A 15,849-nucleotide genomic window follows, 5' to 3' on the forward strand; every position below is an offset into this window, starting at 1 on the left:
GCGTCTGTGCACGGGGGTGAGCATGAAGCGTGGTCAGCGCGGGGTGAGCGTCATCGGCATGGTCTTCGTCGGCATCGTCGTGGCGCTGCTGGTGGTGCTGGCGGCCAAGGTCGTGCCCACCGTCACCGAGTACATGGCGATCCAGAAGGCGGTCAACCGCGCCGCGCAGAGCGGCAACACCGTCACCGAGATCCGCAACGCCTTCGAGCGCGCCAAGACCGCCGACTACTTCGAGGCCGTCAGCGGCAAGGACCTGGAGATCAGCAAGGACGGCGACCGCATCGTCGTCGAGTTCGCCTACGACAAGGAGATCCATCTGTTCGGCCCGGCCTACCTGCTGCTGAAATACCGCGGCCGCAACCAGTGAGCGATGCCTGAGTCCGACGACGAGCCGACGCTGGGAGCGCTGCAGCGCCGCCTGGGTCACGCCTTCCGTGACGAGACGCTGCTGCGGCGTGCGCTGACGCACCGCAGCTTCGGCGCCGACCATTACGAGCGGCTGGAATTTCTCGGCGACGCGGTGCTGGGGCTGGTGGTGGCCACGCTGCTGGTGCAGCGCCTGCCGCAGGGGCAGGAAGGCGATCTGTCGCGCGCGCGCGCGGCGCTGGTGCGGCAGGACGCGCTGCACCGCATCGCGCTGCGGCTGGGGCTGCCGGCGCTGGTGCGGCTGGGCGAGGGCGAGCGGCGCAGCGGCGGCCACGAGCGGCCGTCGATCCTGGCGGACGTCGTCGAGGCGCTGCTGGGCGCCATCTACCTGGACGCCGGCTTCGAGGCGGCGCAGGCGGTGGCGCGGCGCTGGTACGACGACGTCACGCTGGCCGCCGGCGTCGGCAAGGATGCCAAGACCGCGTTGCAGGAGTGGCTGCAGGCGCGTCGCCGCCCGCTGCCGCGCTACGAGGTGGTGGCGGTGCGCGGCGAGGCGCACGCGCAGACCTTCGAGGTGGCCTGCCACGTCGAGGGGCAGGATGCCCCGACGCACGGCAGCGGTGCCTCGCGCCGTGCCGCCGAGCAGGTTGCCGCCGCCGCGATGCTGGCGCGCCTGCAGACCACGCCCCAGCCCGCGCCGCGCCGCGACACCGTCTGAGCCGCCATGGACACCCCTTCCTCTCCCGCCCCGGCCCCCGTTCCTGCCGCCACCCGCTGCGGCTACATCGCCATCGTCGGCAAGCCCAACGTCGGCAAGTCCACGCTGCTCAACGCGCTGGTCGGCGCCAAGGTCAGCATCACCTCGCGCAAGGCGCAGACGACGCGCCACCGCATCCACGGCATCCGCACCGAAGGCGCCACGCAGTTCATCTTCGTCGACACGCCCGGCTTTCAGACGCGCCACGACAACGCGCTCAACCGCGCGCTCAACCGCACGGTGGTGGCGACGCTGGCGGACGTCGACCTGGTGCTGTTCGTCGTCGAGGCCGGGCGCTTCGACCTCGCCGACGCCAAGGTGCTGGCGCTGCTGCCGCCAAAGGTGCCCGCGATCCTGGTGGCCAACAAGCTCGACCGCGTGCACCGCCGCGCGGAGCTGGCGCCGTGGCTGCGCGGCATGCAGGACCGCCATCCGTTCGCGGAGTTCTTTCCGATGTCGGCGCGCCACGCGCGCGACGTGCAGCGGCTGCTGGCGCTGTGCGAGCGCTACCTGCCCGAGCAGCCGTGGCTGTACGAGGCCGACGACCTCACCGACCGCAGCGAGCGCTTCCTGGCCGGCGAGCTGGTGCGCGAAAAGCTCTTCCGCCTCACCGGCGACGAGCTGCCCTACGGCGCCACGGTGGTCGTCGACCGCTTCGAACAGGAGGGGGGCCTGCGCCGCATCGCCGCCACCATCATCGTCGAGCGCGACAGCCACAAGGGCATGGTGATCGGCGAGGGCGGCGAGCGCCTGAAGCGCATCGGCACCGAGGCGCGCCAGGAGATGGAGCGGCTCTGGGGCGGACGGGTGTTCCTGGAGCTGTGGGTCAAGGTGCGCTCGGGCTGGGCCGACGACGAGGCCCGGCTGCGCGCCTACGGCTACGAGTGACGTCGCGGTGGCACGGCGCGGCAGCCGCGTGCACGACGAGCCGGCCTTCGTCGTGCACCAGCACGACTGGAGCGAGTCCAGCCTGATCCTGGACGTGTTCACGCGCCACCACGGCCGCGTGGTGCTGGTGGCCAAGGGGGCCAAGCGCCCGACCTCGCAATTTCGCGCCGTGCTGCTGGCGCTGCAGCCGCTGCGGCTGGACTGGGGCGGTGCGCCGCAGCAGGAGGTGCGCACGCTCAAGGCCGCGCGCTGGGCCGGCGGGCACGTGCTGCCGGCCGGCGAGGCGCTGCTGGCCGGGTTTCACCTCAACGAGCTGCTGCTGCGCCTGCTGCCGCGCGACGATCCGCAGCCGGCGCTGTTCGACGCCTATGCCGAGGCGGTGCGCGCGCTGGCGCAGGGCCTGCCGCCGGCGCCGCGGCTGCGCGCCTTCGAGCTGCTGCTGCTGCGCGCGCAGGGTTGGCTGCCCGACCTGGGCCGGGAGGCCGGCACGCTGCGGCCGCTGACGCCGGCGCGGCGCTACCGCCTGGTGGCCGAGCACGGGCTGCTGGCGCACGAGGGTGCCGGCCTCAGCGGCGCGCAGTGGGGCGCGCTGGCGCAGGCGCTGGCCGCCGCCGACCCGTGGGCGGCCCTGTTGACCGAGGCCGCCGAGGTGCTGGCCAGCGCGGCGCTGCGCGCCGAGTTGCTGCCGCTGCTGCACTACCATAGCGGCGTGCGCCGCCTGTACGCGCGTGAGCTGCTGCGCGAGGCGCGCCGTCTGCTGCCCGCCTCCGCCCCGCCCCTGGATGCCTCGCCATGAGTTCCGCTTCGTCCCGCACCGCGCTGTCGGTCAACGTCAACAAGGTGGCGCTGCTGCGCAACAGCCGTCACCTGGGCATCCCGAGCGTGGTGCGCGCCGCCACGCTGTGCCTGCAGGCCGGCGCGCACGGCATCACGGTGCACCCGCGCCCCGACGAGCGCCACATCCGCTGGCACGACGTGTTCGACCTGGCCGAGCTGCTGCGCGCCTGGCCGGGGCGCGAGTACAACATCGAGGGCAACCCATTCCACAACCTGCTCGACGTGGCGCGCGAGGTGGCCGCGCGCGGACTGCCGCTGCACCAGCTGACCTTCGTACCCGACGCGGTCGACCAGTTCACCAGCGACCATGGCTGGCGCTTTCCGGACGACGCCGAGCGGCTGCGTCCGGTGATCGCGCAGGCGCAGGCGCTGGGGGCGCGCGTCAGCCTGTTCATGGATCCCGAGCCCGAGCAGATGGCCGCGGCACGCGCGGTCGGCGCCGACCGCGTCGAGCTCTACACCGAGCCGTACGCGGCGGCGTGGGCCGACCCAGAGGCGCGCGCGGCGCAGCTGCGCCGCTACCGCGAGGCGGCGCTGGCCGCGCAGGCCGCCGGCCTGCAGGTCAACGCCGGGCACGACCTCAACCGCGACAACCTGACCGACTTCCTGTGTGCCGTGCCGGGGGTGGTGGAGGTGTCGATCGGCCACGCGCTGACGGCCGATGCGCTGGAGCTGGGCTACGCCGCCACCGTGCAGGCCTACCTGCGCTGCATCGACGCCGCCTACGAGGCCGGCGCGGAGGCGCCGTGATCGCCGGCATCGGCACCGACCTGTGCGACGTGCGCCGCATCGACGCGGCGCTGCGGCGCCATGGCGAGCGCTTCGCGCAGCGCATCCTCGGCGAGCGCGAGCTGGCGCTGTGGCGCCAGCGCCGCGCGCGCTGGCCCGAGCGCGGCGTGCGTTTCCTGGCCACGCGCTTTGCGGCCAAGGAAGCGTTCAGCAAGGCCATCGGCCTGGGGCTGCGCGCGCCGATGACGTGGCGCGCCTGCCAGATCGTGCCGGCGCCCGGTGGCCGGCCCACCGTGCTGCTGGACGGCGCGCTGCGCGCCTGGTTCGAGCAGCGCCGCTGGCGCGCGCACGTGAGCCTGAGCGACGAGGGCGACCACGCGCTGGCTTTCGTCATCGTCGAAACCCTGCCGGAGGATTCCGCCCCATGCACGCCCCGCTGATCATCGACGTGGCCGGTCTGCGCCTGACCGAAGCCGACCGCGCGCGCCTGAGCCACCCGCTGGTCGGCGGCGTGATCCTGTTCGCGCGCAACGGGCGCGACCGCGCGCAGCTGACGCGGCTGTGCGCGCAGATCAAGCGCGTGCGCCGCGACCTGCTGATCTGCGTCGACCACGAAGGCGGGCGCGTGCAGCGTTTCCGCGACGACGGCTTCACGCCGCTGCCGGCGATGCGCGAACTCGGCCGCCTGTGGCGCCAGGCACCCGAGAGCATGCCCGGCGAGGCGGCGCTTGCGGCCTGCAACGCCGCGGCGGCCACCGGCTGGGTCATGGCCGCCGAGCTGCGCGCCTGCGGCGTCGATCTCAGCTTCGCGCCGGTGCTCGATCTGGACCATGGCCGCAGCGCCGTCATCGGCGACCGGGCGTTCGACGCCGACGCCCGTGTCGTCACGCTGCTGGCGCAGGCGCTGATGCACGGCATGCGCGCCGCCGGCATGGCGCACTGCGGCAAGCATTTCCCCGGTCACGGCTGGGCCGAGGCCGACTCGCACACCGAGCTGCCGGTGGACGAGCGGCCGCTGGAGACGATCCTCGCCGAGGATGCGGCGCCCTACGGCTGGCTCAGCGCCACGCTTGCCGCGGTGATGCCGGCGCATGTGCTCTACCCGCAGGTGGACGCGGCGCGTCCGGCGGGGTTCTCGCGCCGCTGGCTGCAGGACATCCTGCGCGGGCGGCTCGGGTTCACCGGCGCCATCTTCAGCGACGACCTGGCGATGGCGGGCGCGCGTCGCCTGGATGGCCGCGAGTCGACCTACACCGAAGCGGCGCTGGAGGCGCTGCGGGCTGGCTGCGACCTCGTGCTGCTGTGCAACCAGAGCACGGTGGACGGCGGGGCGGCCATCGACGACCTGATCGAGGGGCTGGCGCGCGCCTATTACGAGGGCCGCTGGCAGCCCGACGAGGCCGCCGAGGCGCGCCGGCGCGCGCTGCTGCCGACCGCTGCGGCCCCGGACTGGGACGAGCTGATGGCCGACCCGCGCTACCAGCGCGCGCTGGAGCTGCTGCCCTGAAGACCGCGCCGCGGGGGCCTCGCGCGCGTTCAGGCCACCGCGTCGGCGCTCTGCCGCGTCAACAGCGCCAGCAGATTGGCGATGGTGGCGCGCAGCTCGCGGCGGTCGCAGATCATGTCGATCGCGCCCTTCTGCAGCAGGAACTCGGCGCGCTGGAAACCCTCGGGCAGCTTGACGCGCACGGTGTTCTCGATCACGCGCGGGCCGGCAAAGCCGATCAGCGCCTTGGGCTCGGCGATCACGACGTCGCCCATGAAGGCAAAGCTGGCCGAGACGCCGCCCATCGTCGGGTCGGTCAGCACGCTGATGAAGGGCAGGCGCTGGCGCGCCAGCCGGGTCAGGGCGGCGTTGGTCTTGGCCATCTGCATCAGCGACAGCAGGCCCTCCTGCATGCGCGCGCCGCCGGTGGCGGTGAAGCAGATGAAGGGCACCCGCTGCTCGATGGCGTTGTCGACGCCGCGCACGAAGCGCTCGCCCACCACCGAGCCCATCGAGCCGCCCATGAAGTCGAACTCGAAGCACGCCACCACCACCGGCAGCGTGTGCACCGCGCCGCCCATCACGATCAGCGCGTCGGTCTCGCCGGTGGCCTCCAGCGCCTCCTTCAGGCGTTCCGGGTACTTGCGGCTGTCCTTGAACTTCAGCGCATCGACCGGCAGCACCTCCTGCCCGATCTCGTAGCGGCCCTCGGGGTCGAGGAAGGCGTCCAGCCGCGCGCGCGCGCCGATGCGGTGGTGGTGGGCGCAATGCGGGCAGACGTTGAGGTTCTTCTCCAGGTCGGCCTTGTAGAGCACCGAGTCGCAGCTCGGGCACTTGATCCACAGCCCCTCGGGGATGCTGCGGCGCGCGCCGCCGCTGATCTTCGGGGGCAGCAGTTTTTCCAGCCAGGACACGGGCAAGACTCCTTTGCAGACAGGCCGGTCCCTTCAGCGGGCGGAACCGAACCGGGCCGACGCGCCCGTCCGGGCGGACGGGGCGCCGGGCCATGCTTGGGGGGCGATTATGCGCCAGTGCCGGGCAGCGCATCCAGCGCCGCGCGCAGCCCGGCGATGAAGGTGCGCGCGGCCTCGGGGCGCTGGCCTTCGGGGGCCTGCTCCAGGACCTGGATCAGGCGCGTGCCGACCACCACCGCGTCGGCATGCCGCCCCACCGCCTGGGCGCTGTCGGCGTCGCGGATGCCGAAGCCCACCCCCACCGGCACGCGCACGTGCGCGCGGATGCGCGGCAGCATCGCCGCCACCGCACCGGCGTCCAGGTGCGCCGCGCCGGTGACGCCCTTGAGCGAGACGTAATAGACGTAGCCACTGGCCAGCCGGCCGACCTGGGCGATGCGCGCGTCGGTGCTGGTGGGCGCGAGCAGAAAGATCAGGTCCAGCCCGTGCGCGCGCAGCGCGGCGGCGAACTCGGCGCATTCCTCCGGCGGGTAGTCCACGATCAGCACGCCATCCACCCCCGCCTCGGCCGCCGCGCGCGCGAAGCTGCCGGCGCCGTGGCGCCGCTCCCACGCCTCCACCGGGTTGGCGTAGCCCATCAGCACCAGCGGCACGTCGGCATGGCGCGCGCGGAAGTCGCGCGCCAGCGCCAGCACCTGCGCCAGATCGACGCCGTGCGCCAGCGCCTGCTCGCCGGCGCGCTGGATCACCGGGCCGTCGGCCATCGGGTCGGAAAACGGCACGCCGAGCTCGACGATGTCGGCGCCGCCGGCCACCAGCGCATCCAGGATGGCCGGTGTCTCCCGCGGCGACGGAAAACCCGCGGTGACGAACGGGATCAGCGCGCGGCGATGCTGCGCGCGCAGGCGCTCGAAGGTGGCGGCGATGCGGCTCATGCGGCACCTCCACGGGCCACCTTGACGCTTTGCCCGCGGCAGCTCGGGCGGCAGTAGAAGTCGGCCCCCGACAGGTCGGCCACGGTGCCGATGTCCTTGTCGCCGCGGCCGGAGAGGTTGACCAGGATCGTCTGGTCGGGACGCATCGTCGGCGCGGTCTTGATCGCCCAGGCCACCGCGTGGCTGGACTCCAGCGCCGGGATGATGCCCTCGGTGCGCGCCAGCCGGTGGAACGCCGCCAGCGCCTCCTCGTCGGTGACGCCGACGTACTCGGCGCGGCCGCTGTCCTTCAGCCAGGCGTGCTCGGGGCCGACACCGGGGTAGTCCAGCCCGGCGCTGATCGAGTGCGTCTCGGTGATCTGACCGTCGGCGTTCTGCAGCACGTAGGTGCGGTTGCCGTGCAGCACGCCGGGGGCGCCGCGCTGCAGCGAGGCGGCGTGGCGGCCGCTGTCCAGCCCCGCCCCGGCGGCTTCGACGCCCACCAGGCGCACCTGCGCGTGCGGGATGTAGGGGTAGAAGATCCCCATCGCGTTGCTGCCGCCGCCGACGCAGGCCACCACCACGTCCGGGTGAGGGCCGCCGCAGCCCGGCAGGCCGAGTTCGGCCAGCATCTCGGGCATCTGCTGCAGGCATTCGCGTCCGATCACGCTCTGGAAGTCGCGCACCATCATCGGATACGGGTGCGGCCCGGCGACGGTGCCGATGATGTAGAAGGTGTGCTCGACGTTCGTGACCCAGTCGCGCAGCGCCTCGTTGAGCGCGTCCTTCAGCGTCCTGCTGCCGGACTCCACCGGCACCACGGTGGCGCCGAGCAGCTTCATGCGGTAGACGTTGGGGCTCTGGCGCTTGACGTCCTCGCTGCCCATGTAGACGACGCACTCCAGCCCGTAGCGCGCGCAGATGGTGGCGGTGGCCACGCCGTGCTGGCCGGCGCCGGTCTCGGCGATCACGCGCGGCTTGCCCATGCGCCGCGCCAGCAGCGCCTGGCCGATGACATTGTTGATCTTGTGCGCGCCGGTGTGGTTGAGGTCCTCGCGCTTGAGCAGGATCTGCGCGCCGCCGAGCTCGCGGCTCAAGCGCTGCGCGTGGTAGATCGGGGTGGGACGGCCGACGAAATGCTTGAGCTCGTGCTCGAACTCGGCCTGGAAGGCGGGGTCGGCGCGGAAGCGCTCGTAGGCGGCGCGCAGCTCGTCGATGGCGTGCGTCAGCGTCTCGCTGACGAAGCTGCCGCCGTAGGGGCCGAAGTGGCCGCGGGCGTCGGGCAGGTCGTAGGGGTGCATGGCAGGGGTCGATCCGTGAGGGACGGGCGCCCGTGGCAGCGGGCACCGGGGACGATCCCGTGCCTGGTGCAGCGGGATCGTAGGGGGGCATGGTCAGGTGGACTCGGCGTCGGCCTTTCGCACCGCGGCGATGAAGGCGGACACCAGCGCGGCGTCCTTGATGCCCTTGGCGGCCTCGACGCCGGAGGAGACGTCAACGCCCCAGGGGCGCACCCGCCGCACGCCATCGGTCACATTTGCGGGTGTGAGTCCACCAGACAAAACGACCCGAGCGGCGGCGCCAAGACGAGGATGTGACCACGGCAGCGCGTTCCAGTCGAAGGCATGGCCGCCGCCGCCGTAGCCCGGCACGTGGGCGTCGACCACGAGCCCGGCCGCGGCGGCGAACCGATCGGCGAATTCTAGGAGATCGAAGCCGCCCGCACCAGCCCCGAGCGGCACGCGCGCCGCGCGCAGCCACGGCCGTCCCTGCGCCAGCGCGGCGCAGTCCCGTGGCGTCTCGTCGCCATGGAACTGCAGCACGGCGTTCGGCACGGCCTGCAGGCCGGCGTCCACCTCGTCGGCGCGGGCGTTGACGAACAGCAGCACCGGCGTGACGAACGGCGGCAGCCGCCGCGCCAGCTGGCCGGCGCGCGCGGGCGTCACCGCGCGCGGGCTGGCCGGGTAGAGCACGAAGCCCACCGCGTCGGCGCCGGCGGCGGCGGCGTGCTCGACGTCGGCCTCGCGCGTCAGGCCACAGATCTTGATGCGGGTACGACGCATGGCAGGCGCAGGGTCGGTCAGAGGGGCAGCCAGTCGAAGGCGGGCGTGCGCTCGGGCAAGCGCAACGCGGGGTCGTAAACCGGCCCCAGGAAATACAGGCCATCCGGCGCAAAGGTCGGCGCGGCGACCTCGCGCCGGCGCGCCGCCAGCACCTCGGCCATCCAGTCGGGGGGCTTGAGTCCCTGGCCGACCGCGATCAGGCAGCCCATGATGTTGCGGATCATGTGGTGCAGGAAGGCGTTGGCCTCGAAGTCGAAGCGCCAGTAGGGGCCGCGGCGGCGGATCTCCAGCCGGTGCAGCGTCTTGACGGGCGAGGCGGCCTGGCACTGCGCGGCGCGAAACGAGCTGAAATCATGCTCACCGAGCAGGTGCCGCGCCGCCGCGCGCATCGGCTCCAGCGCCAGCGGGCGAAACACCCAGCCGACGCGGCCGGCCTCCACGCTCGGTCGCACCGGCGACTCCAGCAGCACGTAGGCGTAGCGGCGCGCGCGCGCGCTGTTGCGCGCGTGAAAGCTCGCCGGCACCTCCTGCGCCCACTGCACCGCCATGTCGGGCGGCAGGTAGCGGTTGACCCCGCGCACCCACGAAAACATGGCGCGTTCCACCGGCGCGTCGAAGTGCACCACCTGGTTCAGGCCGTGCACGCCGGCATCGGTGCGGCCGGCGCACAGCGTGCCGATCGCAGGCACGTCGGCGAAGGTGGCCAGCGCCCGCTCCAGCTGATCCTGCACCGTGCGGCCGCCCGGCTGGCTCTGCCAGCCCTGGTAGGCGCTGCCGAGGTAGCTGACCCCCAACGCGATGCGCATCGTGCCGCGGTGGGGCGCCTTCAGCCCAGCTGCGCGAGGAAGGCCTGTGCGCGTGCGCGCAGCTCACCCTGCGCCTCGGCCACCACCTCCTCGGCGAGGATGCGCGCCCCGTCGACGTCGCCGATCGCCTCGAATTCGCGCGCCAGCGACAGCTTGGTCTCCAGCGGATCGCGCTCGGCGCCCGGCTCGGCCGCGGTCTGGGCTTCGGGTGCGGGCTCGGTGGCCTGGCTGGCGGCGTCGGGGACGTCGGTGGCGGGTATTTCGGGCAGCGCCGCTGCCTCGGTGGTTTCGTCCACCGGCAGATCGAGCGACAGGTCGGCCAGTTCGGGCGGCAGGCCGGCCGGCGCCTCCTGCGCGGTCGGGACGGCGCCGTCGCTGCCCGCCGGCGCGGCACCCTCCGCGGCCGTGCCGAGGTCGAGGTCGAAATCCAGCCCCAGATCCGATTCGGAGGCCGCCTGGGCGTCCGCGGGCGGCGCAGCGGCTTGCGTCTCCTCGGCGGCGGGTGGTTCCAGCGTCAGATCCACCTCCAGCGCCGAGTCGCCCGCCTGCGGCGTGGCGTCGACGGTGTCCAGTGCCAGGTCGAGCGTCGGCAGGTCGGCTGGCGCGGCCTCTTCGGACGCCGCCGCGCCGGCGGCCATGGCACCGGCGGCCATCGCGCCGGCCACCGGCGCCGCGGCGCCGCGCGGCTGGTACAGCGGGTTGTCCGGGTCGAGCGTTCGTCCCAGCTCGCAGGTGCGCGCCCACTCGGGGCTGTCGGCCGTGCACAGCGGCTGCAGTGTGCGCGCCTCGGCCTCGAACGCGGCGGCGTCGCCACGGCGCGCCAGCACCTCGAGCAGCTTGAGGCGCACGTCGAGCCGGTGTGGCTCGGCCTGCAGCGCCTCGCGCAACAGATCCTCGGCCTGGGCGTCGCGGCCGTACGAGAGGTAAACGTCGGCCTCGGCCACCGGGTCCAGCGGGGCATCGGTGTCGACGGCGCTCGGCATCGCCGCGGCCTCCTCCGGCTGCGCCGCCTGGGCATGGGCACTCGGAGCCGTCGCCTCGGTGGCAGGCACCGCCGCGCGCCGGCGCAGCCGCAGGGCCGCCAGCGCCCCGAGCAGCAGCACCACCAGCGCCGCTGCGGGCAGCGTCCACGGGTGCTGCAGCACCGTCTGCACCGGCCCTTCGGTGGCAGGGGGCGCCGGGACGGGAGCCGGCACGGCCGGCGCCGCCGGGGCGGTGTCACCGGGGGCCGGGGCTGGAGCTGGCGCCGGGGCGGGCAGGGCCGGCGCCGGTTCACCGGCCGGCGCGGCGGGGGACTCGCGCGCTGCCTCCGGCGCCGGTGCCGGCGGCGCGGTTGGCGTCGTACTGGCCTGCTGGCGCAGCTGCTCCAGTTCGCGCAGGTTGCGCTCCAGCTCGGCGGCGCGCTGCTGCTGCTCCTGACGCTGGCGCTCGGCCGCCACGCGCTGCGCCTCCTCGGCTTCGGCGCCGGCCTTGCTGAGGGTGAGCTTGTCCTGTGCCGCGGCCTGGGGCGCGCCGTCGCTCACCGCGGCTTCCACCTTGCCCTGCGCCTGGCGCTGCCCATCGCCGGCGCGTTGCGGCACGGCCGCCGCGGCCAGACGCCGCCGGTACTCGTTGAAGTCGCGCGTCTGCGCCGCCACCAGCGCGCGCGCCTCCTGCGGGTCGACGGCGGCGGCACCGGCGGCGTCGGGCAGGTCGATGACCGCGCCAGCCTTGAGCAGGTTGACGTTGCCGCGGATGAAGGCCTGCGGATTGGCGCGCAGCAGCGCCACCAGCATCTGCTCCAGTGTCACCCCGTCCGGGCGATGTTGCCGCGCCAGCTGGCCGGCGGTGTCGCCGGGGCGCACCGTCACGCGCCGCGGCTCCGTACGGGCCGCGCTCGCGCCTGTTGCGCTGCCGGCGGTGGGTGAGGCCGCAGCCGGCCGCTCGGCCGCCGCCGGGGCGGGCGCCGGAGCCGGTGGCGCCGGCGGGCGCAGGTTGGGCGGGTCGAACAGCAGCGTGTAGCCGCGCAGCAGCTCGCCACCGGCCCAGCGCGCCACCACCACCAGGTCGACGAATGGCTCGGTGACGACGCGCTCGCTGCGCACCTCGATCACCGCCCGGCCGTCAGGGCGGCGCGCCAGGCGCAGCGTCACCTCGCGCAGCCATGGCGCGTACTCCAGGCTGGCGGAGCGGTAACGCTCCGGACCGGCCAGCTCCAGCTGCAGCGTGGCGGCCTCGGCGTCGGTCAGCGCCGGCAGGTCGATCTCGGCGCGCAGCGGTTCGCCCAGCTGCGACTGCACCGCCACGCGGCCCAGCGCCAGCGCCCAGGCTTCGGCGCCGCCGGCCAGCGCGGCGCACACGGCCGCGGCGGCGGCCACCCGGCGCCAGGCTGGGCGGTGGGGCGGGCGGGGCAGACGGGGCATGGGCACGGTCGATCCTTCGCGTCAACGTCGGGCGGCACCGGACACGCCGCTACCCTACCATCATAGTGCGGGGGCGGCAAGGCACCGCGCCGGCGCAGCCGTGGCAGTGGCGCCGAGGCACCATCGGCGCCGTCGGCGTTGTCCGTGCACAACGCCCGCGCCTGCGCGGGCGGTCGGCATCAGGCGCCCAGCAGGATGCGCAGCATGCGGCGCAGCGGTTCGGCCGCACCCCACAGCAGCTGGTCGCCGATCACGAACGCCGACAGGTATTCGGGTCCCATGTTGAGCTTGCGCACGCGGCCGACCCCCACCTGCAGCGTGCCGGTGATGGCCGCCGGGGTCAGCTCCTTGACGGTAAGGGCGCGATCGTTCGGTACCCACTTGACCCAGGGGTTGCCGCTCTTGATGATCGATTCGATCTCTTCCAGCGGCAGGTCGCGCTTGAGCTTGACCGTGAGGGCCAGGCTGTGGCAGCGCATCGCGCCGATGCGCACGCACAGGCCGTCGACGGGGATGGTCTTCTCGGTGCCGAGGATCTTGTTGACCTCGGCCTGGCCCTTCCACTCCTCCTTCGACTGGCCGTTGGGCAGCTGCACGTCGATCCAGGGGATGAGGCTGCCGGCCAGCGGCGCGCCGAAGAATTCGGTCGGCACGTCCTCGCGGATCGCCCGGGCGACGCGGCGGTCGATCTCCAGGATCGCCGAGGCCGGGTCGGCCAGCAGGTCGGCCACCGCGGCGTGGATCACGCCCATGCCCTTGAGCAGCTCGCGCATGTTGTTGGCGCCGGCGCCGCTGGCGGCCTGGTAGGTCATGGAGCTGACCCATTCGACGAGGTTTTCGCGGAACAGCCCGCCTAGCCCCATCAGCAGGATGGAGTTGGTGCAGTTGCCGCCGATCCAGTTCCTGCCGCCGGTGGCCAGTGCCTTGCGGATGACGTGCTCGTTGACCGGGTCGAGGACGATGACCGCGTCCGGCTCCATGCGCAGGGCGCTGGCGGCGTCGATCCAGTGGCCCTGCCAGCCGGCGGCGCGCAGCTTCGGGAACACCTCCTTGGTGTAGTCGCCGCCCTGGCAGGTGATGACGATGTCGCACTCGGCCAGCGCGGCCAGGTCGTGCGCGTCGCGCAGCGTCTTGTGCGCCTTGGCCTGCGCCGGCGCCGGCCCGCCGGCGTTGGAGGTGGAAAAGAAGATCGGCTCGATCAGGTCGAAGTCGCCCTCGGCGATCATGCGGTCCATCAGGACCGAGCCGACCATGCCGCGCCAGCCGACCAGGCCGACCTTGTTGCCAACGTGGTTCATCGCGTGTGCCCTTTCAGTGGAGGAAGTTGGGAAAGTTCCTTCTGCTGCCCGGCTCGTCCGGCCGGGAGGGCGCACGACGAACCAGGCTGGAATCAGCCGCCAATGGTGGTCGTGGTTTTGAGGATGGCGCGCGCGCCCGCCGCGGCCGGGACGGCAGCGGGGTTCAGCGGGAACGGGCAGGGCGCGGGCATGATGGCGCGATTCTAGCGGAACCGACCTGAAGCGACGCTGACGAGGCGCGCCGGCTCCGTGCCGGACGGGTGCGGCAGCGCCCTCAACCCAGCGCGCGCACGACCGCGTCGCCCATCGCCGCGGTGCCGACGACGGTGCAGCCCTCGCCGGCGATGTCGGCGGTGCGCAGGCCGTCGGCCAGCACCTTCTGCACCGCCGCCTCGATGCGCGCGGCCGCCTCGGGTTGCCTGAGCGAGAAGCGCAGCATCATCGCGGCGCTCAGGATCGTGGCCAGTGGATTGGCCACGCCCTTGCCGGCGATGTCGGGCGCGCTGCCGTGGCTCGGCTCGTACAGGCCCTGACCGCGCTCGTTGAGGCTGGCCGACGGCAGCATGCCGATCGAGCCGGTCAGCATCGCGGCCTCGTCCGACAGGATGTCGCCGAACATGTTGCCGGTGACGACGACGTCGAACTTCTTCGGCGCCTTGACCAGCTGCATCGCCGCGTTGTCGACGTACATGTGCTCCAGCTCGACGTCGGGGTAGTCGCGGTGCACCTCGGTGACGACGTCCTTCCAGAACTGGAAGGTCTCCAGCACGTTGGCCTTGTCGACGCTGGTGACCTTGCGGCGGCGCTGGCGCGCGGCCTCGAACGCCACGCGCGCGATGCGCTCGATCTCCGGGCGGCTGTAGCGCATGGTGTCGAACGCCTCCTCGGCGCCGGCGAACGGCCCGTCCGGTGCGCTGCGGCGGCCGCGCGGCTGGCCGAAGTAGATGTCGCCGGTCAGCTCGCGGATGATCAGGATGTCCAGCCCCGCCACCAGCTCGGGCTTGAGGCTGGAGGCGTGCGTCAGCTGCGGGTAGCAGATCGCCGGGCGGAAGTTGGCGAACAGCCCGAGCGCCTTGCGCAGACCGAGGATGGCCTGCTCCGGCCGCAGCGGGCGCGGCAGCGTGTCGTACTTCCAGTCGCCCACGGCGCCGAACAGCACCGCGTCGGCCTGCTGGGCGAGCTTGAGCGTCGCCTCCGGCAGCGGATGGCCGGCGGCCTCGTAGGCGGCGCCGCCCACCGGGGCGGTCTCCATCTCCAGCGGCAGGGCCAGCGCCTTGAGCACCTTGACGGCCTCGGCGACGATCTCGGGCCCGATGCCGTCACCGGGCAGGATGGCGATCTTCATGGATGTCCTGATGTCGTGATCGAGGCGCGGTCGTGAAAGACCCGGCCGCGCCGGGTAGGGTGGGGCGAGCGGTCAGCCGGCGAAGGTGCGCGCCAGCCACGGGAAGCGCGCCAGCCGCTCGGCCTCGAAGGCGCGGATCTTGTCGGCGTGGCGCAGCGTCAGGCCGATGTCGTCCAGGCCGTTGAGCAGGCAGTAGCGCCGGAACGGCTGCACCTCGAAGGCGATCTCGGCGCCGTCGGGCTGCACGATGACCTGGCGCTCCAGGTCGATCGTCAGCTCGTAGCCGGGGAAGGCGTAGACGTCGTGGAACAGGCGGTCGACCGTGGCCTCCGGCAGCACGATCGGCAGCAGCCCGTTCTTGAAGCAGTTGTTGAAGAAGATGTCGGCAAAGCTCGGCGCGATCAGGGCGCGAAAGCCGTACTGCTGGATCGCCCACGGCGCGTGCTCGCGGCTGGAGCCGCAGCCGAAGTTCTTGCGCGCCAGCAGGATGCTGGCCCCCTGGTAGCGCGGCTGGTTGAGCACGAAGTCGGGGTTGGGCTTGCGCTGCGCCGGATCCTTGCCGGGCCAGCCCGGATCGAGGTAGCGCCACTCGTCGAACAGGTGCGGCCCGAAGCCGCTCTTGTGGATCGACTTCAGGAACTGCTTCGGGATGATCGCGTCGGTGTCGACGTTTTCCCGGTCGATCGGGGCCACCAGGCCCCTGTGCACGGTGAATCGTTCCATTTACTTCTTGGCCGCGTCCTGCAGGACCTGGCCACCCTTCTGGATGTCCTTGCCGAGGCCGGCCACGGTGTTGCAGCCGGCCAGTGCCAGCCCGCAGACGGCCAGCATGCACAGCGTCAGGCGTCGCATCGATCGTCCTCCTTCGACGTGCCGGTTCAGGCGAATGAGCGGATGTCGACGAAATGGCCGTGGATGGCGGCGGCGGCCATCGCCGGGCTGACCAGGTGGGTACGCCCGCCGGCACCCTGGCGGCCCTCGAAATTGCGGTTGCTGGTGGAGGCGCAACGCTCGCCCGGTTCGAGGCGGTCGGCGTTCATCGCC

The 15,849-nt window shown here is 73.1% G+C and carries 18 protein-coding genes; 7 read left to right on the forward strand and 11 right to left on the reverse strand.

The features are described from left to right. The first annotated feature begins 22 nt into the window (after positions 1-22). Genes Tsedi_RS06580 through nagZ form a run of 7 tightly spaced genes read left to right on the forward strand, consistent with a single transcriptional unit; the run spans position 23 to position 5,084 of the window. On the forward strand, positions 23-367 hold the full coding sequence (locus tag Tsedi_RS06580) for a DUF4845 domain-containing protein (RefSeq protein ID WP_143894864.1): 345 nt from the start codon (positions 23-25) through the stop codon (positions 365-367). Positions 368-370: 3 nt separating this feature from the next. Next, positions 371-1,084: a ribonuclease III gene (rnc, locus tag Tsedi_RS06585; RefSeq protein WP_143894865.1), complete on the forward strand. Its 714-nt coding sequence runs from the start codon at positions 371-373 to the stop codon at positions 1,082-1,084. A gap of 6 nt (positions 1,085-1,090) precedes the next feature. Then, on the forward strand, positions 1,091-2,011 hold the full coding sequence (gene era / locus Tsedi_RS06590; protein WP_143894866.1) for a GTPase Era: 921 nt from the start codon (positions 1,091-1,093) through the stop codon (positions 2,009-2,011). A 7-nt stretch (positions 2,012-2,018) separates the two neighbouring features. Beyond that, the gene (gene recO / locus Tsedi_RS06595) at positions 2,019-2,807 is read left to right on the forward strand and encodes a DNA repair protein RecO (protein ID WP_143894867.1); all 789 of its coding nucleotides are present in this window, start codon (positions 2,019-2,021) and stop codon (positions 2,805-2,807) included. Continuing rightward, positions 2,804-3,598: a pyridoxine 5'-phosphate synthase gene (locus Tsedi_RS06600; protein ID WP_143894868.1), complete on the forward strand. Its 795-nt coding sequence runs from the start codon at positions 2,804-2,806 to the stop codon at positions 3,596-3,598. Before recO ends, Tsedi_RS06600 begins: the two co-directional genes overlap by 4 nt. Then, on the forward strand, positions 3,595-4,017 hold the full coding sequence (acpS, locus tag Tsedi_RS06605; protein WP_143894869.1) for a holo-ACP synthase: 423 nt from the start codon (positions 3,595-3,597) through the stop codon (positions 4,015-4,017). The genes Tsedi_RS06600 and acpS overlap by 4 nt, the downstream gene beginning before the upstream one ends. After that, positions 4,002-5,084, forward strand: a complete 1,083-nt coding sequence (nagZ, locus tag Tsedi_RS06610; RefSeq protein WP_143894870.1) for a beta-N-acetylhexosaminidase — start codon at positions 4,002-4,004, stop codon at positions 5,082-5,084. Before acpS ends, nagZ begins: the two co-directional genes overlap by 16 nt. A gap of 29 nt (positions 5,085-5,113) precedes the next feature. Here the strand turns inward: nagZ and accD are convergent, their stop codons facing one another. From accD to Tsedi_RS06665, 11 genes are all read right to left on the reverse strand, one after another. Next, positions 5,114-5,977: an acetyl-CoA carboxylase, carboxyltransferase subunit beta gene (gene accD / locus Tsedi_RS06615; RefSeq protein WP_143894871.1), complete on the reverse strand. Its 864-nt coding sequence runs from the start codon at positions 5,975-5,977 to the stop codon at positions 5,114-5,116. A 107-nt stretch (positions 5,978-6,084) separates the two neighbouring features. Next, the gene (trpA, locus tag Tsedi_RS06620) at positions 6,085-6,912 is read right to left on the reverse strand and encodes a tryptophan synthase subunit alpha (RefSeq protein WP_143894872.1); all 828 of its coding nucleotides are present in this window, start codon (positions 6,910-6,912) and stop codon (positions 6,085-6,087) included. Continuing rightward, on the reverse strand, positions 6,909-8,192 hold the full coding sequence (trpB, locus tag Tsedi_RS06625; protein WP_143894873.1) for a tryptophan synthase subunit beta: 1,284 nt from the start codon (positions 8,190-8,192) through the stop codon (positions 6,909-6,911). The genes trpA and trpB overlap by 4 nt, the downstream gene beginning before the upstream one ends. 93 nt (positions 8,193-8,285) lie before the next feature. Continuing rightward, positions 8,286-8,954 (reverse strand): phosphoribosylanthranilate isomerase, encoded by a 669-nt coding sequence (locus Tsedi_RS06630; RefSeq protein WP_143894875.1) that lies wholly within the window; start codon positions 8,952-8,954, stop codon positions 8,286-8,288. A gap of 17 nt (positions 8,955-8,971) precedes the next feature. Beyond that, the gene (gene truA, locus Tsedi_RS06635; RefSeq protein ID WP_143894877.1) at positions 8,972-9,760 is read right to left on the reverse strand and encodes a tRNA pseudouridine(38-40) synthase TruA; all 789 of its coding nucleotides are present in this window, start codon (positions 9,758-9,760) and stop codon (positions 8,972-8,974) included. A gap of 20 nt (positions 9,761-9,780) precedes the next feature. Further along, a complete protein-coding gene (locus Tsedi_RS06640) occupies positions 9,781-12,162 on the reverse strand; it encodes a FimV/HubP family polar landmark protein (RefSeq protein ID WP_143894879.1) in 2,382 nt (793 codons plus the stop codon). A gap of 179 nt (positions 12,163-12,341) precedes the next feature. After that, the gene (gene asd / locus Tsedi_RS06645) at positions 12,342-13,460 is read right to left on the reverse strand and encodes an aspartate-semialdehyde dehydrogenase (RefSeq protein WP_143894881.1); all 1,119 of its coding nucleotides are present in this window, start codon (positions 13,458-13,460) and stop codon (positions 12,342-12,344) included. A 274-nt stretch (positions 13,461-13,734) separates the two neighbouring features. Beyond that, entirely contained in the window at positions 13,735-14,805 is a 1,071-nt protein-coding gene (leuB, locus tag Tsedi_RS06650; RefSeq protein ID WP_143894883.1) for a 3-isopropylmalate dehydrogenase, read from the reverse strand. Positions 14,806-14,877: 72 nt separating this feature from the next. Continuing rightward, on the reverse strand, positions 14,878-15,528 hold the full coding sequence (gene leuD / locus Tsedi_RS06655; protein ID WP_143894885.1) for a 3-isopropylmalate dehydratase small subunit: 651 nt from the start codon (positions 15,526-15,528) through the stop codon (positions 14,878-14,880). After that, on the reverse strand, positions 15,529-15,657 hold the full coding sequence (locus tag Tsedi_RS06660; RefSeq protein WP_143894887.1) for an entericidin A/B family lipoprotein: 129 nt from the start codon (positions 15,655-15,657) through the stop codon (positions 15,529-15,531). Between the two features lie 26 nt (positions 15,658-15,683). After that, a partial coding sequence (locus Tsedi_RS06665) for an aconitase family protein (protein ID WP_246099200.1) occupies positions 15,684-15,849 on the reverse strand: 166 nt, incomplete at its 5' end.

Origin of the sequence: Tepidimonas sediminis (genome assembly GCF_007556605.1) — a bacterium.
Lineage (GTDB): Bacteria > Pseudomonadota > Gammaproteobacteria > Burkholderiales > Burkholderiaceae_C > Tepidimonas > Tepidimonas sediminis.